At 57.2% G+C, this 25197-nt stretch carries 18 protein-coding genes; 12 read left to right on the top strand and 6 right to left on the bottom strand.

Annotated elements, in window-relative coordinates:
- Positions 1 to 215: 215 nt before the first annotated feature.
- Both GFS31_RS13460 and trpB read left to right on the top strand, forming a co-directional pair.
- Complete coding sequence (locus tag GFS31_RS13460; protein WP_198805304.1) at positions 216 to 1727, top strand: GMC oxidoreductase; 1512 nt, start codon at positions 216 to 218, stop codon at positions 1725 to 1727.
- A 151-nt stretch (positions 1728 to 1878) separates the two neighbouring features.
- Positions 1879 to 3132, top strand: a complete 1254-nt coding sequence (gene trpB, locus GFS31_RS13455) for a tryptophan synthase subunit beta (RefSeq protein WP_198805303.1) — start codon at positions 1879 to 1881, stop codon at positions 3130 to 3132.
- A gap of 95 nt (positions 3133 to 3227) precedes the next feature.
- Here trpB and GFS31_RS13450 read toward each other — a convergent pair whose 3' ends face one another.
- The gene (locus tag GFS31_RS13450; RefSeq protein WP_198805302.1) at positions 3228 to 4742 is read right to left on the bottom strand and encodes an AAA family ATPase; all 1515 of its coding nucleotides are present in this window, start codon (positions 4740 to 4742) and stop codon (positions 3228 to 3230) included.
- A gap of 195 nt (positions 4743 to 4937) precedes the next feature.
- Positions 4938 to 8378, bottom strand: coding sequence for a UvrD-helicase domain-containing protein (locus tag GFS31_RS13445; protein ID WP_198805301.1), 3441 nt, complete (start codon positions 8376 to 8378; stop codon positions 4938 to 4940).
- Between the two features lie 137 nt (positions 8379 to 8515).
- Here GFS31_RS13445 and mscL point away from each other — a divergent pair, with 137 nt between their 5' ends.
- Positions 8516 to 8944, top strand: coding sequence for a large conductance mechanosensitive channel protein MscL (gene mscL / locus GFS31_RS13440; RefSeq protein WP_198805300.1), 429 nt, complete (start codon positions 8516 to 8518; stop codon positions 8942 to 8944).
- Positions 8945 to 9031: 87 nt separating this feature from the next.
- On the opposite strand, the gene GFS31_RS13435 is transcribed toward mscL, so the two are convergent.
- Positions 9032 to 12592 carry a PAS domain S-box protein gene (locus GFS31_RS13435; protein WP_198805299.1) on the bottom strand — a complete coding sequence of 1187 codons (3561 nt, stop codon included), beginning with the start codon at positions 12590 to 12592 and terminating at the stop codon, positions 9032 to 9034.
- A 619-nt stretch (positions 12593 to 13211) separates the two neighbouring features.
- Between GFS31_RS13435 and GFS31_RS13430 the strand changes: the two genes are divergently transcribed.
- Positions 13212 to 13586 carry a hypothetical protein gene (locus tag GFS31_RS13430; RefSeq protein WP_198805298.1) on the top strand — a complete coding sequence of 125 codons (375 nt, stop codon included), beginning with the start codon at positions 13212 to 13214 and terminating at the stop codon, positions 13584 to 13586.
- Here the strand turns inward: GFS31_RS13430 and GFS31_RS13425 are convergent.
- Positions 13583 to 13732, bottom strand: coding sequence for a hypothetical protein (locus GFS31_RS13425; RefSeq protein WP_198805297.1), 150 nt, complete (start codon positions 13730 to 13732; stop codon positions 13583 to 13585). The genes GFS31_RS13430 and GFS31_RS13425 overlap by 4 nt on opposite strands.
- Positions 13733 to 13806: 74 nt before the next feature.
- Here GFS31_RS13425 and secA point away from each other — a divergent pair, with 74 nt between their 5' ends.
- Positions 13807 to 16722: a preprotein translocase subunit SecA gene (gene secA / locus GFS31_RS13420; RefSeq protein WP_198805296.1), complete on the top strand. Its 2916-nt coding sequence runs from the start codon at positions 13807 to 13809 to the stop codon at positions 16720 to 16722.
- Between the two features lie 205 nt (positions 16723 to 16927).
- Here secA and hpf read toward each other — a convergent pair whose 3' ends face one another.
- Positions 16928 to 17557, bottom strand: coding sequence for a ribosome hibernation-promoting factor, HPF/YfiA family (gene hpf / locus GFS31_RS13415; protein ID WP_198805295.1), 630 nt, complete (start codon positions 17555 to 17557; stop codon positions 16928 to 16930).
- Positions 17558 to 17724: 167 nt separating this feature from the next.
- On the opposite strand from hpf, the gene lipB reads away from it, so the two are divergent.
- Both lipB and cbiT read left to right on the top strand, forming a co-directional pair.
- Positions 17725 to 18399: a lipoyl(octanoyl) transferase LipB gene (gene lipB, locus GFS31_RS13410; protein WP_198805294.1), complete on the top strand. Its 675-nt coding sequence runs from the start codon at positions 17725 to 17727 to the stop codon at positions 18397 to 18399.
- 136 nt (positions 18400 to 18535) lie between these two features.
- Entirely contained in the window at positions 18536 to 19132 is a 597-nt protein-coding gene (gene cbiT, locus GFS31_RS13405) for a precorrin-6Y C5,15-methyltransferase subunit CbiT (RefSeq protein WP_198805293.1), read from the top strand.
- 32 nt (positions 19133 to 19164) lie between these two features.
- Here cbiT and GFS31_RS13400 read toward each other — a convergent pair whose 3' ends face one another.
- Positions 19165 to 20049, bottom strand: a complete 885-nt coding sequence (locus tag GFS31_RS13400) for a DMT family transporter (protein WP_198805292.1) — start codon at positions 20047 to 20049, stop codon at positions 19165 to 19167.
- A gap of 125 nt (positions 20050 to 20174) precedes the next feature.
- Between GFS31_RS13400 and GFS31_RS13395 the strand changes: the two genes are divergently transcribed.
- From GFS31_RS13395 to GFS31_RS13375, 5 genes are all read left to right on the top strand, one after another.
- Complete coding sequence (locus GFS31_RS13395) at positions 20175 to 20597, top strand: Npun_F0494 family protein (RefSeq protein WP_198805291.1); 423 nt, start codon at positions 20175 to 20177, stop codon at positions 20595 to 20597.
- Positions 20598 to 20688: 91 nt separating this feature from the next.
- Positions 20689 to 22182, top strand: coding sequence for a cobyric acid synthase CobQ (gene cobQ, locus GFS31_RS13390; protein WP_198805290.1), 1494 nt, complete (start codon positions 20689 to 20691; stop codon positions 22180 to 22182).
- A 101-nt stretch (positions 22183 to 22283) separates the two neighbouring features.
- Positions 22284 to 22997 carry a glycerophosphodiester phosphodiesterase family protein gene (locus tag GFS31_RS13385; RefSeq protein ID WP_198805289.1) on the top strand — a complete coding sequence of 238 codons (714 nt, stop codon included), beginning with the start codon at positions 22284 to 22286 and terminating at the stop codon, positions 22995 to 22997.
- Positions 22998 to 23437: 440 nt separating this feature from the next.
- Positions 23438 to 23842 carry a single-stranded DNA-binding protein gene (locus GFS31_RS13380; protein ID WP_198805288.1) on the top strand — a complete coding sequence of 135 codons (405 nt, stop codon included), beginning with the start codon at positions 23438 to 23440 and terminating at the stop codon, positions 23840 to 23842.
- 562 nt (positions 23843 to 24404) lie between these two features.
- Positions 24405 to 24932, top strand: coding sequence for a universal stress protein (locus GFS31_RS13375; RefSeq protein WP_198805287.1), 528 nt, complete (start codon positions 24405 to 24407; stop codon positions 24930 to 24932).
- Positions 24933 to 25197: the final 265 nt, after the last annotated feature.

Here is a 25197-nt window from a genome sequence, read left to right as displayed (position 1 = left end):
CCCGATCCAAGTGCCCGACCAGCTTGGCTCCATTCAGGTTGAGGCAGCGACACGGGCGGGGGGAAATCTGTAATTGAAAGGAAAAAGACAGCCTCGACGGAGGATTTTCAGTAGATTGGTTAACGTTAGCCTGTCAATGGCGCTAGCTCGTCGATAGAACGCCCCTGTCTATCGTTCTAGCGATATGCCCCGTGATCCGCCGTGAGGACTTCCCCATGATTATTGACGACCAGCACTACGATGTCATCATCATTGGCACCGGGGCCGGAGGGGGCACCTTGGCCCGCAAGTTGGCACCGTCGGGGAAGCGAATTTTGCTGCTGGAGCGGGGCGGTGCGATGCCCCTGGCGGAACAGAACATTAGCGATGTGGACATTTTCCAAAAGCAGCGCTACCACGCCCCCGAACAGTGGTACGACGACATGGGCGAACCCTTCACCCCCCAAATGAAGTACGCCATTGGCGGCAACACCAAAATCTATGGGGCGGCTCTGCAACGGATGCGGGAGAAGGACTTTGAAACCGTGGCCCACCAAGACGGGATTTCGCCGGAATGGGGGCTGAGCTACCGCGACTTTGAACCCTACTACACCGAGGCCGAGGCCCTGTACCAAGTCCATGGCCAAGCCGGGGCCGACCCCACCGAACCCAGCCGCAGCGGCGACTTTCCCTTTGCGGCGGTGCCCCACAACGCCACCATGCAGCCCGTGGTGGAGGAAATCGCCAAGCATGGTTGCCGCCCCTACCCGCTGCCCATGTCCCTCTCCCTGCGGGAGGACGACCCCACCGGGGATGCGGAGGTGTTTGGGGTGGTGCCAGCCCTGGATTTTGGCAATGTTGCCCTGAAAACCGAGGCCAAGGTGACGGGGCTGCACACCAACCCAGCCGGAACGGCGGTGAAAGCGGTGCAGGCTGAAGTTGCGGGTCAGCCCTACCTGTTTTTTGCCGATATTGTGGTGCTGGCCTGCGGGGCGGTGAACTCGGCGGCGATTCTGCTGCAATCCGCCAACGACCAGCACCCCCAGGGGTTGGCCAACGGCTCCGACCAGGTGGGCCGCAACCTGATGAAAATGCGGATGAGTTCCATCGTGGAAATCACCGCCCATGGCCACGATGGCAAGTTCCCTCGCTCCGTCGGCATCAACGATTACTACTGGGGCGACAACCAATTCCACTACCCCATGGGCCATATTCAGAACATGGGCGGCGTGCTGCAAGACGCCATCTTTGCCGAATCGCCCCCGGTGCTGTCTCTGATTACCAAGCTGATGCCCAACTTTGGCCTCAAGCAACTGGCCAACCGATCCATCGCCTGGTGGGTGATGACGGAGGTACTGCCCGACCCCAAAAATCGGGTGGAGGTGAAAAAGGGCAAGCTCCACATCACCTTTAACCCCAACAACGCCGAGGCCCATGATCGCCTGGTCTACCGCTGGCTGGATGTGCTGAAATCCGTGGAAAAAGACAGCCACCTGTTCTCCCGCGCCGGAATGCACCCCCGTGGGGAAGTGCCCCTGCCCGTGATGGCCAACCAGTGCGGCACCTGCAAAATGGGCACTGACCCCGCCACCTCGGTGCTGGATCTGAATTGCCGCACCCACGACCTCGACAATCTCTACGTGGTCGATAGCAGCTTTTTCCCCTCCATCCCCAGCGTGGGGCCATGCCTGACGGTGATTGCCAACGCCCTGCGGGTGGGGGATCATCTGCTAGAACGATTGCGGTAGGTGGCCCTCACCCCCTGCCCCGCTCCCACGGGTCAGCCCTCACCCCCTGCCCCGCTCCCACGGGGAGCGGGGGGCTAGAAAAGCCCTGGCCTAGCCTCAGGGGAAGGGGATTCCCTATAATGGGGGCTATTCCGTTCACCCCCCATGTCCTGTGACCCAAACGCCGCTCTCCCCCCGTCCGTCCGCCGCTTCCATTGATGCGCCCCGCCCCGATGCCCTGGGCCGTTTTGGCCAGTTTGGCGGCAAGTATGTGCCCGAAACCCTGATGCCCGCCCTCAGCGAACTGGAGGAAGCCTTCTATCGCTACAAGGATGAGGCTGGGTTCAAAGCGGAACTCGATGGGCTGCTGGCCGACTATGTAGGGCGTCCCAGCCCGCTGTATTTTGCGGAACGCCTCACCGCCCACTATCGCCGCCCCGATGGCCAAGGCCCCGACATTTACCTGAAGCGGGAAGACCTGAACCATACTGGGGCTCACAAGATTAACAACGCCCTGGCCCAGGTGTTGCTGGCCAAGCGCATGGGCAAACAGCGCATCATTGCCGAAACCGGGGCCGGACAGCACGGGGTTGCCACCGCTACGGTGTGCGCCCGCTTTGGCCTCCAGTGCGTCATCTACATGGGCGTCCACGACATGGAGCGGCAGGCGTTGAACGTGTTTCGGATGCGGCTGATGGGGGCTGAGGTGCGGGGCGTGGCCGCTGGCACAGGCACCCTCAAGGACGCGACGTCTGAAGCCATCCGCGACTGGGTGACGAACGTGGAAACCACCCACTACATCCTCGGATCCGTGGCTGGCCCCCACCCCTACCCCATGATGGTGCGCGATTTCCATGCCATCATCGGCGAAGAAACCCGCGTCCAGTGTCAGGAAAAATGGGGCGGCCTGCCGGATATCCTGATCGCCTGCGTGGGCGGCGGCTCCAATGCCATGGGCCTGTTCAATGAGTTCATCCCCGATACCAGCGTGCGGATGATCGGCATCGAAGCGGCGGGCAGCGGTGTCAACAGCGGCAAACACGCGGCTACCCTCACCGCCGGACGGGTCGGCGTGCTCCACGGAGCCATGAGCTATCTGCTGCAAGACACCGATGGCCAGGTGATTGAAGCCCACTCCATCAGCGCGGGCCTAGACTACCCCGGTGTTGGCCCCGAACACAGCTTCCTCAAGGATGCCGGACGGGCCGAATACTACAGCGTCACCGACCAGGAAGCCCTCGATGCCTTCCAGCGGGTGTCTCGCCTAGAGGGGATTATCCCCGCCCTAGAAACCGCCCACGCCTTTGCCTACCTCGAAACCCTTTGTCCCCAGCTATCGGGCAACCCCCGCATTGTGATCAACTCCTCTGGCCGGGGCGACAAGGACGTAAACACCGTAGCTAAAGCCCTGGGCGACCTCGGATAGGGCAATCCAGGCAATCCAGCCATCTGAGGGGCGGGAAATTCTCGCCCCTCTCGCTTTTTGAGGCTGAGAGCAACCCAGCCGCTTCCCCAGAGCGCTTAACGATTGTCCGAGCGGCTGAGGCGTTGGCTGAGGTCATTGCGAGAAGCGAGACGGGCTTTGCCAGAGTACGCCCAGGCTTGCAGCGCCTCGATTTGCTCTTGGGCGGTGCGGGCCAGGGGCACGATCTGGCTGGCGGCTTCCAGGATGTCGTTGGTGGTGAAGTCGCGGTTTTGGCTAAAGCCGAGGTGCATGGCTTCCACGATCATCTGCTCAATTTCGGCCCCAGAAAAATCGGGGGTTTCTTCGGCGAGGCGGGGCAGGTCGTAATTCGCCAAGCTGTGGGGCCGCAGACGGGAAAGATGCACCTCAAAGATAGCCTGCCGTTCGGGTTGGCTGGGCAAGCCCACAAAGAAAATTTCGTCGAATCGGCCTCGGCGCAGCATTTCCGGCGGCAGGGCTTGAATGTTGTTGGCTGTGGCCACCACAAACACCGGGGAGCGTTTTTCCGCCATCCAGGTGATGAAGGTGCCAAACACGCGGCTGGTGGTGCCGCCGTCGCTGCGGCCTTCCACCCCGGCAAAGGCTTTGTCAATTTCGTCAATCCACAGCACACAGGGGGCCAGGGCTTCCGCCAGTTGAATCATCTGCCGGGTGCGAGACTCTGATTCCCCCACCAATCCGCCAAACAGCCGCCCCACATCCAGCCGCAGCAGGGGCAGGTGCCAGTGGTGGGCAATGGCCTTGGCGGTGAGGGATTTTCCGGTGCCCTGGATGCCAATCAGCAGCAGCCCACGGGGGTAGGGCAGACCGTACTGACGGGCCTTTTCCGAAAAGGCCGTGCCCCGTTTTAGCAGCCAATCCTTGAGGTTGTCTAGACCACCGATGTCGGAAATTTGCTCGGTGGCGGGGTAGTAATCCAAAATTTGGGTTTGGCGAATGGTCTGCCGCTTTTCCTCTAGAATCAAATCCAGATCCCGGTCGTCAAAGGCTCCGTGGCTGGCGATGGCACGGCCCAACACCCGCCGAATCCGCTCTAGGGAAAGCCCCTGGCAGGAACGCACTACCTCATCCAGCATGGTGGAGGACAGATTCGTGCCCGTGGCCCCCAGCAGTTGCTGCACCTCTTGCCGAATCGCCGCCGCCGAGGGCAGGGTGAACTCCAGCACCGTCACAATTTCCCCCAGTTCCTCTGGGATGGCCAACTGGGGCGACAGGATGACAATATTTTTGGGCTGCGACTTCAGCAATCGTGCCAGGTTCCGTAGCTTGCGGGAAATGGCGATATCGTCTAAAAATCGCTGAAAGTCCCGCAAAATAAACACTGCTGGGGCCGAGGTGGGCAGCTTTTCCACCAATTCCAACGCCTGCAACGGATTGCGCCGCCCAAAGCCCGCATCATTCAGGTTGCCCTGGTAGCCATCCACAAAGTCCCACAGATACACCGCCCGATCTCCTTGGGCCTTGGCGCTGGCGGTAATCTCTGCTTCGGCCCGTTCTTCTTCGGCGGTGGCCACGTAGATAATCGGGTAGCGGGCACGCAGCAGCAGCCCTAGATCCTCAGTAAAACCCATAGCAACACAGGGGACATTGGTGGAGCAACGTTAGCCATCTTAACCCCAAACCTCGACGGTCTAGATCGTGGGTACATAGCAGACTATCGAGAGTCACTATAGTTTGAGTCCAAACATCGGTTTCTCATCCGCTGCCCTAATAGGAGGGCCATATTTTGGGCAAGGAATAGGATTGTTATGCCAAAGCATCATCGGCTACTCTGCCCGCTGCAAAGGAGAGAGTTTAGGATCAATAATTTTACGTCCTTGGCTCTGAAATTGAATAGCAAGGCAGATCTTATTTCCAGCTCCAAAAATGTGAGTGACTTGCCCTGCCCCGTAGGATTTGTGAACCACCACATCCCCCACTTTCCAGTCGCGTTCGTGGGCACCGCTACCTGGCCTTGCGGCAGATTCCCGCTCTTTTTGGGCCTCGCGCATGGGGGTACTTGTCCTAGTCATCGTATGCCCTGGCTTAGCTTTGCCAGGGCGGCGATGAGGAGTGTTGCCACTGACCAAATCGGCGGGTAATTCAGATAGAAAAAGTGATGGACTAGCCATTTCTCGCTGACCATAGAGGCGGCGTTCCCTAGCGTGGGAAATGAAGAGCCGCTCCTGGGCACGGGTAATGCCCACGTAGCAAAGACGACGTTCTTCTTCTAGGGCGGCGGGGTCTTCCATAGAGCGATAGTTGGGGAATAACCCTTCCTCTAACCCCACCAAAAACACCACCGGAAATTCTAGCCCCTTAGAAGAGTGGAGGGTCATCAACGAAACCGCATTTTTGCCGTCTTTGGTATCGTCTAAATCCGAGGCTAAAGACGCATTGGCTAAGAAGGCTTCTAGGGACGGATCATCAACGTTTTCTTCCTCAAATTGCAGCACGGCGTTGTAAAGTTCCTGCACGTTGCCAAAGCGATCTTCGGCTTCGTCGGTACCTTCGGCTTTGAGAGCGGCTAGGTATCCGCTGTCATCTAGCACACCCTGAATAATCGTAGATGCCTTTTGATTCGCAATGTCTTCCTGATAATTTTTGACCAATGATGCAAATTCCAACACGCCCCTAGCCGACCGTCCGGCCAAGGTCTTGACTGAGGTTTCGTCAGACAAAATTTCCCACAGGGGCACTCCTAGGGTTTGGGCTGCTTGTTCCAATTTATCCAAAGTACCCTTGCCGACTCCTCGTTTCGGCACGTTGATCACTCGCTTTAGGCTCACCGTATCTGAGGGATTATTAATCAACCGCAGGTAGGCCAGAACGTCTTTAATTTCACGGCGATCATAGAACCGCATTCCACCCACCACCTGATAGGGAATACCGTAGCGGGTCAGCATTTCCTCAAAGGCACGGGACTGGGCATTGGTGCGGTAGAGAATAGCAAAATCCCCCCAGTTCAATTCTGGATGCTGGGTTTCTAGGTGGCGAATTTGGCTAATCACAAAATTCGCTTCGGCAATTTCATCGTCGGCGTGGTAGATAAAAATGCTTTCGCCCTCGCCACGGGTGGGACGCAGCACTTTATCAATGCGTTCGGTGTTGTTGTCAATCAGGTAATTGGCGACTTCTAGAATATTGGACGTGGAACGATAGTTCTCCTCCAGCTTGACCATCGTGCGGGTATCATCATCGGGCAAGCCATCGCCAAAATCATCCTGAAAGTTCATCAGAATGGTGAAATCTGCCGCCCTAAAGGAATAAATTGAGTTATGAACTAGCACACCATCAGCTAGGTAGCTATGGCTATGCTCTACTTCTAAATCATAAACTGGGCCATCGTAGTCTTCCTGCCAAACTTCTGTAATGTCTTGTTCTTCTAGCTGGCCATTAACATCAACCAAAACCCTCATGCCAGAATGCAGGTGAGAAAGTGGCAGGAAATTATAAATCTCACTATTAATCAAGGCGCGACGCTTGATTTCTAGATGTCCTGCTTCTGCGGCATCCTTAACAATAGCCAACCCTTCTGAATAGGAATTTCGGGCGGTTTCAAAGCGATAGGTTCCTGGTAACTTGCCGGGACGAATTGGGTATCCGGCTTGGGACAATTTCTCTGCAATGTCGGCTCGATTAGATGACCACTGAATACGATGACTGGAACGACCACTTTCTTTCCTAACGTTTCCAAACATCGTGAAGTTGATGGTCTGGCGACGCAGGCCATTTTGGGGACGATAGTGAGGGAATTCAGGATGTAGCCACAGATCTCGCATGAGCGATTCGGCCCGTGTGAAGGTGTCGATTTCAGAGAAAAGTTTAAAGATAGTTTCATCTGAAATGCTCAACTTCCGACCTTTACCATGGAAGACCATCGTGGGCAATCCATAGGTGGCGGCAAAATAAGCTTCATAATAAGCGGCTTCTTCGTAGGTATCAACTGCTTTTAAGACCCAGAGTTTATCCGCATTTTCTTGGGCCACTCTAACCTTAAACCCAATTTCCTTGCGTCCATAGTCATTGGATTGCTGCCCGGTCGTGATGCCGACTCGATAGCCTCGATCTTCGCGGAACATGAGGTAAACATAGTAGCGATCTAGCAAGGGCACCATACGAGCCATGAGGATGTGATGGGGAGTTCCCTTCAGTACCCGATCCCCGACCCGAATGCACCAAATTTTTCCCTGGAAATTTCCTTTGTTAATCTGGGTGACGGTAGCAGGCAATAACTGATTTTGCCCCCTAGTCGATAGAACGGTGCTACCCACTTTGAGATTTTGGATGGGTACTAGCCCCTTGGGAGTCAGAATCTCTGTTTCGGGAGGGAGGCACTGATCGGCATCTCCGACCACAAAAACCGACCGATAATCCCAGTTTTCATATTCAGAAATTTCTTCGCCATTAGTTGCCAAAAGTCGAATGAGTTCGTACTGGGTGCGGTTAGTATCTTGGTATTCATCCACTAGGACGTGGCGAAAACGTTTGTGCCAGTAGGCGAGTACCTGTTCATTTTGTTGAAACAGGTAAACGGGCATCAAAATGAGATCGTCGAAATCTAAGGCATTATTTTCAGCGAGGGCTTTTTGGTAGTGGCGATAGACATCCGCAATCACCCGTCCGCGATAGTTGGGCTGTTCTTGCTCTAGTTCATCGGGGGAGAGTTTTTGGTTTTTGGCGTTGCTGATGGCGAAACGCACGGAGCGAGGGTTAAACTTTTTGTCGTCCAAATTGAGGGTTTGGGTGACGATGGTTTTCACCAGGCTTTGAGCGTCGGATTCGTCAAAAATCGAAAAGCTCTTTGTCCAACGATAGCCTGCGGGATGTTGGTATTTTTCAATGTCAAACCGCAAAATTCGGGCACAAAGAGCGTGGAAAGTACCAATCCACAGATGCTTGGTGATATTTTTATAGACCTGGGATTTGAGCTTGGTTTGTTCATAATCCGACAGGGCCGATAGGGATTTGCCGTGCTTGGCCTGGGCATCCTGTTCGGCAAACAAAATCTCGATGCGCTCCTTCATTTCCTTGGCGGCTTTGTTGGTGAAGGTGACGGCCAAGATATTTTCGGGATCGATGCGGTGGGTGAGCACCAGGTTAGCGATGCGGTAGGTGAGGGCGCGGGTTTTGCCCGATCCGGCTCCGGCCACCACCAGCAGCGGGCCGCAGAAGTGCTCGACGGCTTGGCGTTGGGCGGGGTTGAGGGGGGCGAGAAAGTTGGTCATGGAGCCGGGGTGGAAATTTGCCTATCTAGTATGACAGACGGTGCTTGGGGTATGCCCCGGTATGGAGTTTGGAATTGGGTTCTCCCGGCTGAAAAAAGTGCTTTATCGTATTGTTCGTAGTAAAAGACAGAATCGTCATGGCAAACAGCACTCAACGCGCCCAGGCCAGGGCTCGTAGCTTCTGGAGCGACTTCCGGGCCTTTGCGCTCAAGGGCAATGTGGTGGATCTGGCGGTGGCGGTGATTATCGGCGGCGCTTTTGGATCCATTATTAGCTCCTTTGTGGAGGATGTCATCATGCCTGCCGTGCTCAATCCGCTGCTGGCCCAGGCGGGTACAGACTGGCGGGAGGCGGTGGTTGGCCCCGGCATTCGGTTGGGCAGTTTTTTGGGAACGGTGATCGACTTTGTCATCATTGCCCTCGTTCTATTCCTGGTTGTGCGGGCCTTTGAGAAGATGAAGCGCAAGGAAGAGGTGGAGGCCGCCGCCAACGCCGAACCGACCACCGAAGAAAAGCTCAACGAAACCCTAGCCCGACTGGCGGATGTCCTGGAAAAGCGTGGCTAACCGATTCCTGTAGCGGTCGGCTAGAGTCCCAGCCGGAAGATACTTTTACCGCTTGAAGCCCTTGGTTAATCTCGATTCCGGCCCACCCTAGGAGGCCACAATCACCCGATTCCGTCCCGCTGCCTTGGCTTGGTAGAGGGCGGCATCGGCGGTTTGTACAAGGGTAGTGCCGTCGGTGCCGTGCTCTGGAAAGCTGGCCACGCCTAGGGATGCGGTAATGGGGCCGAGCCCTTTTCCCTTGAATACCAGACACAGGTTTTCGATGCTAGATCGCAGCCGTTCGGCCTTTGCCTTGGCGAGGGTGAGCGCCAGGTCGGGCAGCAGAATGGTGAGTTCTTCGCCGCCGTAGCGACAGACAACATCGGAGCTGCGCACGCTACTTTGCAGGGTCTCGCTGACGGTTTTGAGCACATAGTCTCCGGCTTCGTGGCCGTAGGTATCGTTGAAGCGCTTGAAATGGTCAATATCCAGCATGATGACGCTGAGGGGGCGATGGTGGCGAAGGGCGCGAGCCATTTCCTGGGCTAGGGATTCTTCTAAATAGCGGCGGTTGAACAGACCTGTGAGGGAATCACGAATGCTTTGCAGGTGCAGGGTGGCCCGTAGGTTGAGGTTGGCGAGGGCAAGGGCAATTTGTTCGGCCACGGTGCGGGCGAGGTGCTGCTTGGCCTCCAGTAGGGTGCTATCCGCATCGGTGGCGAGGCTGAGAATCCCAAGGGTTTCGCCCTGGGCGATGAGGGGAACGCACAGCCCTTGGTTGGGGATGTGGACAACGGGCAGATGTGGTGAGTCCTCTGGAGCGTGGGCTTGACGTACATGGGCACAGATCAGACCGGGCTGGGCGGGGCTCCAGAGGTGGGCATGGCCCCAGCGCAAGGCCCAGCAGGATCGGGCGGGAAATTGCTCTAGGGAAAATTCATGGTCTCCCCATTGCGCGACGCAGTGCATGGTCTCTTGGTGGTCTTGGTTGAGGAAAAGCCCCCCGGAACAGTGGGGAAACAGCGGCGCAACTAACCCCCCAAGGGCGGCACAGGCTTCCTCCACGGTGAGGCAGACCTGCAAAAATTCGCTCAGGTCGCTGAGCAGAACTTGCTCGGCGTGGCGCTGGTTGAGGTCGGCGATGCGGGCCTCTAGTTCTTGGTTGGCCTGTTGTAGGGCTTGTTCCGAGCGCTTGAGGTTGGTGATGTCGCGGAAGGTGACGGCAAAGCCATCCTCCAGCTTCACCGCCACATGCTCGAACCAAGATTCTAGGCCGTCGTGGTTGTAGTAAAACTCGCGGTGGCTGGGCTGGCCCGTTTCCACCACCTGCACATAGCTGTCAAACAAGCCCTCATCGCGATGCCCTGGCATGATTTCCAACATCCGCTGGCCGATGAGATCCGTCTGGGAGCGTCCCATCACCTGGCAGGCCACCGGATTGCTGATCGTATACTCAAAATCCACGATCTGCCCCTGGTCATCCCGCACGGCGCGAAAGGCCATGATGCCATCGAGGGAACTGTCTAACACGCTGCTGAGGCGCAGTTCTGAGGCGCGTAGGGCCTCCTGGGTTTGCACCAGTTGGGTAATGTCGGTTAACAGGCCGACGCAGCCTATAAACTGTCCCCCCTCATCCTTCATCACCGTAGCCGACACAATCGCCCATAGGGGACGACCATCGCGGCATTTGAATTTGAAGGGATGCTGATCAGCAATGCCCTGCTGCCGTTGGGCTAGGTAGGCCTGGGCCTGGGCCTGATCGACCGCTGCCATAAAATCTGTAAACGCTTGACCTTCCATTTCGGCGGGGGCATAGCCCAGCATATCCGCCATGCGTTGGTTGACAAAGGTGGTTTTGCCCTGGCCATCCAAGATCCACACCCCCTCCAGGGTGGTCTCAATCACGTTGCGATAGCGGGCCTCACTGGCTCGAAGGCGCATTTCAGCGGATCGACGGTCGGTAATATCGCGGGCGGCGGCGTAGATTAAATTGCCGACGGGAACAGACTGCCACTCAACCCAGCGATAGGTGCCATCGACGCAGCGCATTCGGTTAATAAAGCCAGTCACCACCTCCTGGTTACTCAGACGGACGACTTGGGCCTCAGTGTCGGCCCGGTCTTCGGGGTGAATATAGTCTAAGAAGCGCGTCCCCTCCAACTCCGTGATGGCATAGCCCAGTGTCTTCGTCCATCCCTGATTTAGTCGCCGGAAGTAGCCCTGGGTATCGGCAATGCAGAGCAGGTCGAGGGCCACAGAAAAGAAGGTATCTATCTCCTCGGTTTTGGCTTTTAGCGCCTGCTTGGCCTGTTGATGTTCGGCCTCGTGACGCTTGCGGGCGCTGATGTCCCGCACAATTTTGGAAGCCCCTACCAAAAGGCCGTCTCGGTTGTACAGAGGCGACAGGGTGAGGGCCACCTCAATCCGGTGGCCATCTTGGTGCAGGCGCTGGGTTTCGTAGGGAGGAATGGTTTCTCCCGCCTGTAGGCGTTGCAGGATCTGATCTGCCTCGGCCCGCAAATCGGGTGGGATCAAACGCATCACCGATTTCCCCAACATCGCCTCGGCGGCATAGCCGTAGACCTGGGTGGCGGCGGGGTTCCAACTGGTGATGGTGCCAGTTAAATCCAAGCTAATAATCGCATCCTGGGAAAAGCCAATGATGGCCGCGAGCTGATTCCGCTCCATCTCAAGCTGAGCCATCTTGTCTTCGAGCACAGCGGCTAGGTTGTAAAGCTCTAGGGGGTTGAGAGCCTGGAGTAAACTGCTTTGGGTCACAATGCCCAAAAGTTCCCCTCGATCCCCCACCACAGCCACCCGCCGAATCCAGTGCTGGCCCATGATTTGCTGCACCGCCCAGAGGGATTCCTCCAGCCCCACGGTAAACACCGGGGTGCTCATCATGTCCTTCGCCCGATGGGCCGCTAAATCAAGCCCAAGAGCCTGGAACTGCACCATATCTCGCTCGGTTACAATGCCCACGGGTTGCACCGTTAACCCTACATTTTGGGGCAGCGTGATCACCACCGAACTCACCCGGTTGTGGGCCATGGTTTGCGCCACCTGCAGGAGCGTGTCGTCTGGGGCAGCACAAACAACATCGCGACTCATCACCTCCGAAACCGACCGCAACCGCAGCAGGTCAATGGGGCGCGTGACCTGACGCAGGCTGTCGTGGGTCAACAACCCAACGAGGCGATTGTGTTCATCCACAATGGGCAAATGGCGGATGTGATGTTGCTGCAACAGACCCACCACCGAAAAGAGATCCGTCAGTTCCGACTGCCCCATGGTGATGACAGGCTTCGTCATCACCTGTTCCACCAATAGGGTCTCTAGCGGCTGCTGTTGTGCCCCCAGTTTCACCACGTCTCGCTCGGTGATGATGCCCACCACGCGCCGATCTCCATCCACCACCACGCAGCTTGAGGGGGTTAGCTGCGGCAAACCAGAGAGCCCTTGCCCTTGTTCAGCTAAATCACAGCAGCGCCCCACCTGGCCCATCTGCACCACCGCCGCCAGCACCGTGCTGCCAGGAGACACCACTAGGGGATCGCGAATTAGGGCCGTCCGTAAATCCACAGAGGAATCCGACGCAGCGGCAAAGGGGAACGTACAGACAGATTGGCTAGGCTGGGTCGCCCCATGGGGAATGGCAGAGCCCGACATAGGTGTTGACAGTCACAAAGGGGACGATTTTGTCGATATTCCTTCAAGGTATAGGCTAAGTTTACCGAACGTGCCAGGTCGCCAGCATCTTTTCAATTCTTCGTCATCTCAGCCCCTGCCTTCAGCTAGGCTGGCCCTGCCTCTTGTCCATGGCAACGATCATCCCCCTCCATTATATTTTCTTGATTAAGGTGAGCTTTGTAAGGGAAAAGCCTCACAAAGTAGCCAAGGTCTGGGCCTAGGGGAGTCAGAGCATTTTCCATCCGTGGTGCCAACCAGGGCTTTAGTCAACCGCAAAATCCCTGGGAGCCCTCACCCTGGATTCCTGCCTTTGGGCGGAGCGTCGTTGAAGATTTGCACCAATCTGGCCCCAGATGGAAACTAATGCCGGATTTTATCCGTCGAACTGCGTACTGGGGCTACATCGTGTCTTGAGATACGGCGCTTCTTCTAAAAAACTTCATAATAAGCTCACAATAAGTTTATAATCTTTACCACGAAACGACTACAGCTTCAGTGGTTACACCGTTGTCAGTGCGGCTATCATCCTAGGGGCTTCGGTGCTCTGTGGATACCGCTGTGCTCGACCTAGGTTTCAGCATCTACAGGAAGGCGAGTCATGGCTCAGGGTTGGAAATCGTTAGTTATTGCGGGGCACTGTGTTCGTGGGGTTTGCTACGCTAGCAGCCATGGTCAGGGAAACCTTTGCCTCTCCGCTATCCCTCCAGAGCGGGTGGGCCTAGACGGAAAGTATGATCACTACGGGCTGGCCAAGCGCATTCAGGCTCGCTTCAAAGATCGCCTGGGCCGAGTGGATGCCGCCAAGGTGACGGTGAAGCAGCGGGGGGGCGTCATCCTTTTGGGAGGCCAGGTAGAGCATCGCACCACCCTCGATGACCTCATTACCCTTGCCCTAGAGACCGAAGGCACCACCCATGTTGAGGTTTGGGATATGACCCTCGCTGCCCTCGTCCCCGAATGTCACGTCGCCTAGGCGTGGTCAGGGACGCTGTTTGGCGACCCCGGCGCTCGGTCAATCACCCCCAAGGTTGGCGGCAGGGTGCTTCGGGTGCCCATGGCCCAGGTGCTAGGATAAAAAAGCACTTTTGGCTGTTGCTGGCCAGGGGTGAGTGCGGACATTGCCCCTTGTTGGGCGGTTTGTCCTACGATTTACTAAGAAACGATATTTCCTACCCTATCCGGCTGCTGTATTCATGCTGAAGAACCTGCTTGGTGATCCCAACGCCCGTAAACTCAAGCGGTATCGTCCCGATGTCGTGGAAATCAACCTGCTGGAGGAGGAAATCCAAAAGCTGTCGGACGAGGCACTGACCGGGAAAACGGCGGAATTTAAGCAGCGCCTAGAGAAGGGCGAAACCCTGGATGACCTTCTGCCGGAAGCCTTTGCGGTAGTGCGGGAAGCCTCCAAGCGGGTGCTGGGGATGCGCCACTTTGACGTGCAGTTGATCGGCGGCATGGTGCTCCACGATGGCCAAATTGCCGAAATGAAAACCGGGGAAGGGAAAACCCTGGTGGCCACACTGCCTTCGTATCTGAATGCGCTTTCCGGGAAAGGTGCCCACGTCGTCACCGTGAACGACTACCTGGCCCGCCGCGACGCTGAATGGATGGGGCAGGTACACCGCTTTTTGGGCCTCAGCGTGGGGCTGATTCAGCAGGGCATGTCCCCAGCGGAGCGCAAAATTAACTACGGCTGCGACATCACCTACGGCACCAACAGCGAATTTGGCTTCGACTACCTGCGCGACAACATGGCCACCGCCATGGCCGACGTGGTGCAGCGCCCCTTCAACTTCTGCGTCATTGACGAAGTAGACTCGATTCTGATCGACGAGGCCCGCACGCCCCTGATCATCTCTGGCCAGGTGGAGCGCCCCAGCGAGAAATACACCCAAGCCGCCGTGGTGGCGGATTTCTTCTGGCGCGAAAAGCAGGTGGCCAAGAAGGAATACGACGCCAAGCAAGCCAGGGCTGAAGAACTAGAGCGGGAAGGGCACAAAGCCGAGGCACGGGAACTGTTTATTGAAGCCGAGGTGGCCCAGGCCCGCATGGAGTACTACTACGAGGCTGACGAGAAGGCCCGTAACGTGCTGCTGACCGACGAGGGCTTCATCAAGGCCGAGGAAATGCTGGGCGTCACCGATCTGTTCGACCCCAAGGATCCCTGGGCGCACTACATTTTCAACGCCATCAAGGCCGAGGAACTGTTCACCAAGGACGTGAACTACATCGTCCGCAACGGCGAAATTGTGATTGTGGACGAATTTACCGGACGGGTGATGCCCGGTCGCCGCTGGAGTGACGGTCTGCACCAGGCCATCGAAGCCAAGGAGCATGTGGAAATCCAGCCAGAAACCCAAACCCTAGCCAGCATCACCTACCAAAACTTCTTCCTGCTCTACCCCAAGCTCTCCGGCATGACGGGCACCGCCAAAACCGAAGAGGCGGAATTTGAGCGCATCTACAAGCTAGAAGTGACCATCGTGCCCACCAACCGGGTACCCGCCCGGAAGGATATGTCCGATGTAGTCTACAAAAGCGAAGAGGCGAAGTGGAACGCGGTCGCCGCTGAATGTGCCGAAATGCATGAAGCGGGTCGGCCCGTCCTGGTCGGCACCACCAGCGTGGAAAAATCCGAGGTGCTCTCGGCCCTGCTGAGCGAACGGGGCGTGCCCCACAACCTGCTCAACGCCAAGCCAGAGAATGTGGAGCGGGAATCGGAAATCGTGGCCCAGGCCGGACGCAGCGGAGCCGTCACCATCGCCACCAACATGGCCGGACGGGGCACCGACATCATCCTGGGCGGTAACGCCGATTACATGGCGCGTCTGAAGGTGCGGGAATACCTGATGCCCCGCATCGTGAAGCCCGAAGACGAGGACGAATTTTCCGTCACCGCTGTCCCCGGTGCCCAGAGCCGCAACAAGGCTCAGGGCTTTGGGTCGGGCAAGCCCGCCAAAAACTGGAAAGCTTCGGCGGACATTTTCCCCATCGAACTGTCTAACGAAGCCGTCGCCAACCTCAAGGCCGCTGTGGATTTGGCGGTAAAAACCTATGGTGAACGCAGCCTGCCAGAACTTCAGGCCGAAGACAAACTCGCCGTCGCCGCCGAAAAGGCTCCCACCGATGATCCGGTGATCCAGGCGATTCGCGACGCCTACAACCAAATCCGCCGCGAGTACGAAACCTTCACCAGCACAGAACACCAAACCGTAATCCAGCGGGGTGGTCTGCACGTAATCGGCACCGAACGCCACGAATCCCGCCGCATCGACAACCAGCTCCGAGGGCGGGCCGGACGCCAGGGCGACCCCGGTTCCACCAAGTTCTTCCTCAGTCTGCAAGACAACCTGCTGCGAATCTTCGGCGGGGATCGCGTGGCGGGACTGATGAACGCCTTCCGCGTCGAAGAAGATATGCCCATCGAATCGGGGATGCTGACCCGTTCTCTGGAAGGGGCGCAGAAGAAGGTGGAAACCTACTACTACGACATCCGTAAGCAGGTATTCGAGTACGACGAGGTGATGAACAACCAGCGCCGCGCCATCTATGCCGAACGGCGGCGGGTGCTGGAGGGCGACCAACTGAAGGACATGGTGATTGGCTACGCCGAACAAACCATGGACGATATCGTGCAAGCCTACATCAACCCCGAACTGCCGCCGGAAGAGTGGAAACTGCCGGAAATGGTCGATAAGGTCAAAGAGTTTGTCTACCTGCTGGCGGATTTGACCCCCGAACAACTGGAAAACCTCTCCGTGGGCGAAATCCGCACCTTCCTCCACGAGCAGGCCCGCATCGCCTACGACATCAAAGAAGCCCAGGTCGATCAGGTCAAACCCGGTCTGATGCGCGAAGCCGAGCGGTTCTTCATCCTCCAGCAGATCGATAGCCTCTGGCGCGACCACCTACAACAGATGGACGCCCTGAGGGAAACCGTGGGTCTGCGTGGCTACGGCCAAAAGGATCCCCTAATCGAGTACAAGAGCGAAGGCTACGAACTCTTCCTCGACATGATGACGGGCATCCGCCGGAATGTCGTCTACACCCTGTTCCAGTTCCAGCCCCAGCCCCAGCCCCAGGTAGCCGCCCAGGTGCCCCAAGCTTAGCCTCTCCATCGCATCGGCAGACTATCGCCCATGCCTCTAGGGCACACAGGGCAAGTCTGCGATGCCATCATACAAAACCCGGAGCCTTTGGGAGAGTCCCCAGTGTCTTACTGGGAAATACCGAAAGCTCCGGGATGGTGTCTAGGGGGCTACCCTACTTTGGAGATGAGATCTGAAGGGCTACCCCACGCTGGCCGAAGAGAGCCTAGGAGGCCGTGGCAGAAAGCTCTTTCGCTACCACTTCGTTGCCGTTAGGCTGACGGGGTTGGATAAGGCCATAGCCACCGTGGTTGCGTTCGTAGACCACGTTGATTTCGTTGGTTTCTGCATTGAGGAACATATAGAAATCGTGGTCGATCAGCGTTAGTTGCTCCAGGGCTTCGGCTACCGTCATCGGCGGCATCGCGAAGTATTTGGCCCGGATCACCTCTTCGGGTAGTTGAGGTTCAGCGTTGGTTAGCACCTCCGTGACGTTAGTAACAGGCGCTTCGTTGAGGTAGGCTTCCGTAGTTTTGCCCAGGTTGCCATGCCTGCGGTCGTTGCGCTTTTCTTTGAACTTGCGGAGTTGGCGGCTAATTTTATCGGCAACTAGATCGATACTGGCGTACAGGTTTTCGCTGCTTTCCTCAGCCCGCACAATGGCCCCATCGACATAGAGCGTTACCTCTGCCGACTGTTTGGAGCTAATCCGAGGGTTCCGCGCCACCGATAGGTGAACGTCCACCTCGTTGGTCAGGTGATTGAAGTGGCTGACCGCCTTGAGGATCTTCTGCTCCACATAGTCACGAATTGCATCGGTAATCTCGATATTTCTGCCATGGATAACCAGTTTCATAGTAAAGCGGACTCCTTGAAACGTCGGCTTATGACTTCACCCTAGCACCTTGTATTCTGCACAACACCGTCCGTTAGAATCCTTTGCATGGGTTGATAAATCTTGATTCCCCCATCCTCGTTTTTCCACAGTTCATGACATTTTCCAGTTCTTATACGGTTGACAAGATGGGACGCGATCAGCAGGCTGATCAGCCTTTCTGCGAGGTCTATACCCTGGGGTTGGTGCCCTATGCAGATGCCTGGAACCTGCAAAAAAGCTGGGTTTCGCGCCACCGTCAATCTCCCCAGCCCGACCGTCTGCTGCTGGTGGAGCACCCTCCGGTCTACACCCTGGGCCAGGGATCCACCACTGAAAATCTTAAATTTCTGGAGAGTAACCCTCCCCATCCCCTGTTTCGCATCGAGCGTGGCGGCGAAGTGACTCACCATTGCCCCGGCCAACTGGTGGGCTATCCCATCCTCGATCTCAAGCGCCACCAGACGGATTTGCACTGGTATCTGCGGCAGTTAGAGGAAGTGGTGATCCAGACCTTGGCGACCCTGGGTATCCACGCAACGCGCCAGCCCGGACTCACCGGGGTATGGGTCGGTGATACCAAGCTAGCCGCCATCGGCATCAAGGTCAGCCGCTGGATTACGATGCACGGCTTTGCCCTTAATGTGTGTCCCGACTTGGCGGGCTTTGAAGCGATTATTCCCTGTGGCATTGCCGATAAAGCCGTGGGCAGCGTGGCGCAATTTTGCCCCGGCATCACCGTAGCGGAGGTGGTGCCCCTGGTGAAGCAGTCGTTCAGCGAGGTATTTTCTCTCCGCTTGGTGGAGGCTCCTCACCCGGAGTAAGGCGTCTTTACATCTCTGGGGTCATTGGACGTAGGTCTAGCCGACTGCAACGTCCCACCTCACCGCCGACTCCCTGAAGATTTGGCCGGATTTAGCGACAATGGCACAATGGAAGCGCCCCCCGACAGCGTGGTCTATGTCTACCCTTTGGCCCTATGCCACCCCCGGCATTCCTGATGCCCTCTTTGAGCAGTTGCCCGGTATTCCCCTCAGCAGTCGGGAGGTGCGGCTATTGCTGCTGGGGTATCTGCGGCTGCGGCCCACGGATGTGCTATGGGATATTGGCGCAGGCACAGGCACCCTGGCCATTGAGGCTGCGCTGATGTGCAGGCAGGGCCAAGTGGTGGCGGTGGAGCGCGATGAAGACGTGGCGGACTTAATTCGTCGCAATTGCCAGCGGTTTGAGCTATCTAATTTGACCGTAGTGCAGGGCAGCGCCCCAGAGGTTTTAGACCATCTATCCCCCGATCCTAACTGCATCTTTGTGGAGGGAGGGCGATCTCTGAAAACTATTCTGCAAGCCGCCTGGAACTACCTGCCCCCCGGTGGACGCTTGGTGGTCACGGTGGGCAATTTAGAAGGGCTCTACAGCGTTTCTGAAACCTTTGCTCAGCTTCAAGTCCGCAATATCGAAGCGGCCCAACCCGCCGTCAACCGCCTAGAGGTGAAGGGCAACCACCAAGTCTTTACCGCCGTAGACCCGATCTTCATCCTCAGCGGCGAAAAGGTTTAGCCCCGACTTCCCCCTCCCGCATCCCGACTCCCTTATCGCCCCATTACCAACAGCACCACCCCCGCCAAGGCCAACAGCGCTCCCCCCACGGCCCGACCGCTGACCCTTTCTCCCATCGCCGCCGCCAGGGGCAGGATGAACAGGGGGCTGGTAGCCAGCAGGGATTGGGCGATGCCCGTGGGGGCAAATTTGAAGGCGGTTTGTTGCAGGTAGATGCCCAGGTAGGTGCCTAAGAAGGTGGCCAGGAATAGCCCGCCCAGCACCCGGCGATTGGGCGCAATTTGCCGAGGGGTGGGCAACGGGCCTTGGCGACGAAGGATAATCAGCAGGATTGCTAGGCCGCCCCCCAATCGGGCCAGCGTTCCCCACAGCGGGTCAATCACGGTGTCGGCTAGGGCGGCCCGCGATAGCACCGCTGCCACCGCTGAAGTGAGGGCGGCCAGCACCCCAAAGGTCGTATCTTGCCACCTTGGCCGCATTGAGGTTGCTCCGGTGGGCACCCGCTCAGACACCACCCATACTACCCCCAGAGCCGTGAGGCCAATTCCTGCCCAGGCCCGCAGGGACAGCACTTCGCCCAGAAACAACAGCGCCAGCAAAGCCCCTAGGGGCGGTGATAGGGTTTCTAGCAGCAGCGCCCGCCGAGGGCCAATCCGATTGATGGAAGTGAAGTACAGGGTATCGCCGATGCCGATGCCCAGGCCACCACTGGCCAACAGCAGCCCCCAGGATCGAGGATCTAACCCTACGGGTGCCCGTTGCAGCACCAGCAGCGTGATCACGACCAGGGTGAGGGCGATGACGCCCTTTGCCAAGTTCATCACCGAGGGCGGCAGTTGCTTGCCCAGTTGGCCAAATAACATGGTCGCCACCGCCCACAAACAGGCCGTTGCTAGGGCCGACAGCTCACCGCGCATAGATTTCTCCGCCGAATGTTTTGATACCGACCCCAGCATTGTCCCGCAATCTGGGATTACCCCTACACCGCCTATACAATGGGGCTAGGTATCACCCTCTCCCCAACCGCCCTGACTGAGAACCTATGGCCCTTGTAAATTCAGACCCCAGTTTAATCCAGCGCTATCCCCAGTCCTCCTGGAGGCGGGCCGAACGCGCCTTCAAGTGCTCCCCCTTTCGCCTAGACCTGCTGATTACCCTCCGCCACCAAAGTGTTTCGGTGCGTCAGGTGTGTCATCCCCAGGGGGTGACACAGGGCTATACCCGTCGCTCCCTGTCGGAACTGCAAGCGGACAACGAACTGATGTGGCTGATTGCCGTGGGGCTGCTGCGGCGCGAAGTGGATGGCCAAGGGCTGACCGATAGCTTTCGGCTCACGCCCCTGGGGCATCACCTGTGCCATCATCTAGAACAACTCAGCACTAGCCAACTGCGGCCCACCTGGGGCGATCATCTTCACAACACCTGGCATCGCTGGCTGCGCCTGCCCAGTTGGTGGCAGGGCTAGGGGTTGACAAGATTTCCGGCTCTCCTCATTCACGGGGAGAAGAGTTAGAGGTGGGCCACCCCCATCCGTTTTAGATTTTGGGAGAAGCGCCATGCGGGCAATTATGGTAGTGGGAACGGCCTCCCACGTCGGCAAATCGCTGATTACGACGGCCATTTGTCGTTTGTTGAACCGTCAGGGGTGGCGGGTAGCTCCCTTCAAGGGGCAGAACATGGCCCTCAATGCCTACGTGACGGCCACCGGGGGCGAGATGGGCTATGCCCAGGCGGTGCAGGCTTGGGCAGCGGGAGTATCTCCCCAGGTGGAGATGAACCCAATTTTGCTGAAACCCCAGGGAGATATGACCTCCCAGGTGATTTTTAAGGGCAAAGCTGTTGGCACCACTACCGCCCAGCGCTACTACGAAGATTTTTTTGACAAAGGCTGGCAGGCGATTCAAGAATCGCTGATTGTGCTCAGTCAGGACTACGATTTTTTGGTGTGCGAAGGGGCAGGTAGCCCGGTGGAGGTGAACCTCAAACACCGCGATCTCACCAATATGCGGATTGCCAAACACCTGAATGCCCCCACGGTGCTGGTGGCAGATATCGACCGGGGTGGCGTGTTTGCCCACATTGTTGGCACCCTAGAACTTATGGATCCCGATGAACGGGCCTTGGTGAAGGGCATTGTCATTAATAAATTTCGAGGCCAGCGGAGCATCCTAGAACCGGGCCTAGCTTGGCTCACCGAGCGCACCGGGATTCCGGTACTGGGAGTTGTGCCCTGGATGGATCAAACCTTGCCCGCCGAGGATTCCCTCAGTCTGCTAGATCGCCTGCCCAACCGCAAAAAGCAGGCCGACTTAACGATTGCCGTGGTGCGTCTACCCCGCATTGCCAACTTCACCGATTTCGACCCGCTCGAATCAGAGCCCTCGGTGCGCGTCACCTACCTCAGCCCCAAGGATGACCTGGGCTACCCCGATGCGGTGATCATCCCCGGCACCAAAACCACCATCGCCGACCTGCTCACCCTCCAGCGCACGGGTATGGCAGATGCCATCCGCGACTATGTGGCAGCGGGAGGAACCGTGATGGGCATCTGCGGCGGCTTTCAAATGATGGGGCAGTTCATGGCCGATCCCGAAGGCATTGAGGGCCACGAAGGACGCTTCCCCGGCCTCGATTTGGTGCCCATGCGGACGGTGATCACCCAGCAAAAAGTCGCCCGCCAGCGCACCGTTACCTCCCGATTTCCCCAGGATGGTCTGCCTGTCTCCGGCTACGAACTGCACCAGGGCCGCACCCAGCTCAGCCTCTCCGAAGCCAAGGAACAAACGGGCTACGAATTCGAGTTTTTGTTTGAAGATCGCAGCCTCGGCGTAGTAGACCGCAGCCAATCCCTCTGGGGCACCTACCTCCACGGTATTTTTGACAACGGCCCCTGGCGACGGGCGTGGCTCAATCGTCTCCGCCAGCAGCGGGGGCTAGGCTCACTGCCCACGGGCATCCCCAACTACCGCGAACATCGTGAAGCTGTCCTCACGGCCCTAACCGAAGAAATTGGCCAACATCTCGATCTAAAGCCCCTGCTGGAGGGCTAGGGCATCGCCACCAACGGCCTCAAGCCTAGGTTAAGATCCTAGGCAGAATCTAGAAATTCCCTTAACCCAAGCGGGGAGCAGTCTGGTCTAGAATGCCTGCCATGGACTGGATTACCGCTCGACCTATCGCCCATCGCGGCCTGCACCAGGGCAAGACGGTGCCGGAAAACTCTCTCCTGGCCTTTGACGCGGCCATCGCCCAAGGCTTCCCCATTGAGATGGATATCCAGCTCCTAGCCGATGGTGAGTTAGCCGTCTTCCACGATAAAACCCTCGACCGCCTCACCGGGCAACCGGGGATCATTCACCACCAAACCCTTGCCAGCCTGAAACACTATCGCCTCTACGACACCGACGAAAGGATCCCGTCGTTAGCGGAGGCGTTAGATGTGATTGACGGGCGGGTTCCGGCACTGATTGAAATCAAAAACGAAGGTCGGGTTGGAGCCCTCGAACGCGCTCTGCTCAAGACGCTCACCCACTACCAGGGTGAGTTTGCCGTCCAGTCGTTCAATCCCTTATCTTTGCAGTGGTTTAAACACCACGCACCCCACATTCAACGCGGCCAACTGTCCAGCGCCATCGGCTGGGAACCCGCCCCCCGCCACTTGGCCCTCGCCCATAGCAACCTGCTGTTCAACTGGGCTAGCCAGCCCCACTTCATCGCCTACGACCTGCGCTCTTTGCCCAAACTCTCGACCACGGTGGCCAAATGTGCCTTTCACATTCCGCTCATCACCTGGACTGTTCGCAGTCCCTCCGACCAAGCCAAGGCCCAATCCTGTGCCGACAACTACATTTTTGATCCCTTTTGATAGGCCCCAAAGCTTCGCATACGTTTTGTAGATCATCTGCGTAAGCTATCCGCTGCCCCTCCGTCAATTGGCTGAACTTGGCCCCACCCTGCTCTAGCAATATCAAAGGCCAAAAGCGATGCAGGAAAAGGGTTTTCAGCCTGTTTTTCACACCCATTGCCCAACGCATTAGGCAAGTTCAGCGATTGTGCGTAGCCACTTTTACCCTGGGGTTGTGCATAGTAAACCTACCAGCCTTCACCCGCTGATCATGACCTTGCTTCGCTCACAACGAAGCTGAGACTAGGGCGCATCTTCTGGTGTGTTAATCCGCTTGATTGACACACTATCCCTATCCTCTAACCCATCACGGCGGGCTGGGCTGGTGATGTCACAACATAGTCAGTGGGATGGCCAACTCATCGTGGCCATTCTAATGTAATCCCTAGGAGTTACTTTCCATGTCAAGCCGTGGTTTAAATGTGTGTACTTTGTCGGGTAATGTGGCCGCTGACCCAGAAATTCGGAATGTTGAACGAAAAGCTGGGGGCGAAGTTCAGGTCGCTAAAATAACCATTTATGTTGATCGCATTCCTAGTCGCAAAGAAGATGATAGCTTTACCGTTGAAATCAGCGTGTGGGAAGGCTCCGCTGCATGGCGCAAGCTATCCTATATTCGCAAGGGGTCATTAATTATTGCCAGTGGAGCCATTGATGCCGATCCCTACCTCAGCAAAATGGATGCCCAACCCCGGGCAGGATTGCGGTTAAAAGCGACCGACATCTTTTTAGATTCCAGCCCTAAAACCGCTGATCCCGCCGCCGATTCCTCTGCGGAACTCGCTACTGCGGGTCAAAGCTTCTAGGGTTCAGTAGGCAACGGTTTCCCAAAAATCCCGTAGGGGCAAGGGTGTAGCGTAGCTGCACCTTTTGCGGCATCTTTTTTGGACTGTCGCGATTCTTTGGTAAATACACCAACACCACACCCAAACCCTGGGCACCAGGGGCTTAGGCTCCTGGTCAGGGGCACCTCTAGGTTGCACCCGCGCCACACCTTCCAGAAATCTGGCAGGTTACGGTTAACGAGCCCAAGCTTTGTTGCGGCATTGTTAAGCCCTGGGAAATACCCTGGGAGCTTTTTTTATAATGAAGGCATAGCCTACGGCCCCTGGCTCTGGTTCTCTTAGCGCTCACGCTCTATCACCAGTGATTTACCGCTGGCTTCTCCTTGGTTGCATCGCTTCCACTCAGAGCAACTAGAAAAGCGGGCTCATGCTAAATCCGAATAGAAAACCCCTGGATAAATTGAGGCTTTCCCCATTGAGGAGGCTACGCCAACGACAAGCTCAACCTGAGCGAGAACGATGGTTAAATCGGGGGTAAACAACCGGGATTTAGTATCACAGCAAGAAGCAGAGGAGACTCACCATGTTTAAGCGCATTCTTGTGGCCCTAGATAGTTCGTCCCTACGGCAAACGGTGTTTGACCAAGCCCTGGATTTAGCCCAGGCTACCGGAGCTAAGTTGATGCTGCTCCATGTGCTGTCTGCCTATGAAGAAGGCAGCCCCGGCATCCCCATTCGTTCCTACCAAGCCTATTACCCGGTGCTGGATGACGCCGTGTGGAAGGACTATCAAAAACGCTGGGAAACCTTTGAATCCAATCGGATGGCGATGCTGGAACGGGAGGCCGACCTGGCTAAGACCACTGGGGTTGAGGCAGAGTTTTCCCAAGCGGCGGGCGATCCAGCCACCACGATTTGCGCCGTAGCTAAATCCTGGGAAGCCGATTTGATTGTGGTAGGAAGCCATCGCCGTCGAGGTTTAGGTGAACTGCTCTTGGGCAGTGTCAGCAACCATGTCATGCACCATGCAGCCTGCTCAGTGATGGTGGTACACAGCGGCCATGATGCCGGATCCGAATCTCCGGTTGCCGCTGCCGCCAGCCATGCCTAATACCCAATCCGAAGACCAGAGCCCTGATTTTCCAAGGGTGCGACTGTAGGGTGTATTCGCGGCAATCACCCTACTTGGGATCACCCTAGTCGCTTGGGTTCGTCACCCTGCACCCCAGGAGAATCAGGGGTTGCCAAGTAGGATTGAGCATAACGTCTGGGTGTAGGATGTCTAGGACTATCCAGGATATCTCCTATCCCCAACCCGATTGTTGACGGTAGATCTGGGCCACCGGGGGCTGTATCACTGGTGTTCTGGACGTTGG

Source organism: Leptolyngbya sp. BL0902, from assembly GCF_016403105.1.
Lineage (GTDB): Bacteria > Cyanobacteriota > Cyanobacteriia > Phormidesmidales > Phormidesmidaceae > Nodosilinea.
The sequence above is the reverse complement of the archived record's forward strand: the minus strand, read 5'-3'. Positions and strand labels throughout refer to the sequence as shown.

What these genes read in the sequence shown, in the direction of transcription:
- lipB (WP_198805294.1), top strand. Translation starts at nt 17,725, where the DNA reads ATGGGACGCGATCAGCAGGCTGATCAGCCTTTCTGCGAGGTCTATACC.
- GFS31_RS13445 (WP_198805301.1), bottom strand. Translation starts at nt 8,378, where the DNA reads ATGACCAACTTTCTCGCCCCCCTCAACCCCGCCCAACGCCAAGCCGTC.
- GFS31_RS13385 (WP_198805289.1), top strand. Translation starts at nt 22,284, where the DNA reads ATGGACTGGATTACCGCTCGACCTATCGCCCATCGCGGCCTGCACCAG.
- secA (WP_198805296.1), top strand. Translation starts at nt 13,807, where the DNA reads ATGCTGAAGAACCTGCTTGGTGATCCCAACGCCCGTAAACTCAAGCGG.
- GFS31_RS13430 (WP_198805298.1), top strand. Translation starts at nt 13,212, where the DNA reads ATGGCTCAGGGTTGGAAATCGTTAGTTATTGCGGGGCACTGTGTTCGT.
- cobQ (WP_198805290.1), top strand. Translation starts at nt 20,689, where the DNA reads ATGCGGGCAATTATGGTAGTGGGAACGGCCTCCCACGTCGGCAAATCG.
- GFS31_RS13395 (WP_198805291.1), top strand. Translation starts at nt 20,175, where the DNA reads ATGGCCCTTGTAAATTCAGACCCCAGTTTAATCCAGCGCTATCCCCAG.
- GFS31_RS13450 (WP_198805302.1), bottom strand. Translation starts at nt 4,742, where the DNA reads ATGGGTTTTACTGAGGATCTAGGGCTGCTGCTGCGTGCCCGCTACCCG.
- GFS31_RS13400 (WP_198805292.1), bottom strand. Translation starts at nt 20,049, where the DNA reads ATGCGCGGTGAGCTGTCGGCCCTAGCAACGGCCTGTTTGTGGGCGGTG.
- GFS31_RS13460 (WP_198805304.1), top strand. Translation starts at nt 216, where the DNA reads ATGATTATTGACGACCAGCACTACGATGTCATCATCATTGGCACCGGG.
- GFS31_RS13380 (WP_198805288.1), top strand. Translation starts at nt 23,438, where the DNA reads ATGTCAAGCCGTGGTTTAAATGTGTGTACTTTGTCGGGTAATGTGGCC.
- GFS31_RS13435 (WP_198805299.1), bottom strand. Translation starts at nt 12,592, where the DNA reads ATGTCGGGCTCTGCCATTCCCCATGGGGCGACCCAGCCTAGCCAATCT.
- GFS31_RS13425 (WP_198805297.1), bottom strand. Translation starts at nt 13,732, where the DNA reads ATGTCCGCACTCACCCCTGGCCAGCAACAGCCAAAAGTGCTTTTTTAT.
- hpf (WP_198805295.1), bottom strand. Translation starts at nt 17,557, where the DNA reads ATGAAACTGGTTATCCATGGCAGAAATATCGAGATTACCGATGCAATT.
- cbiT (WP_198805293.1), top strand. Translation starts at nt 18,536, where the DNA reads ATGTCTACCCTTTGGCCCTATGCCACCCCCGGCATTCCTGATGCCCTC.
- GFS31_RS13375 (WP_198805287.1), top strand. Translation starts at nt 24,405, where the DNA reads ATGTTTAAGCGCATTCTTGTGGCCCTAGATAGTTCGTCCCTACGGCAA.
- mscL (WP_198805300.1), top strand. Translation starts at nt 8,516, where the DNA reads ATGGCAAACAGCACTCAACGCGCCCAGGCCAGGGCTCGTAGCTTCTGG.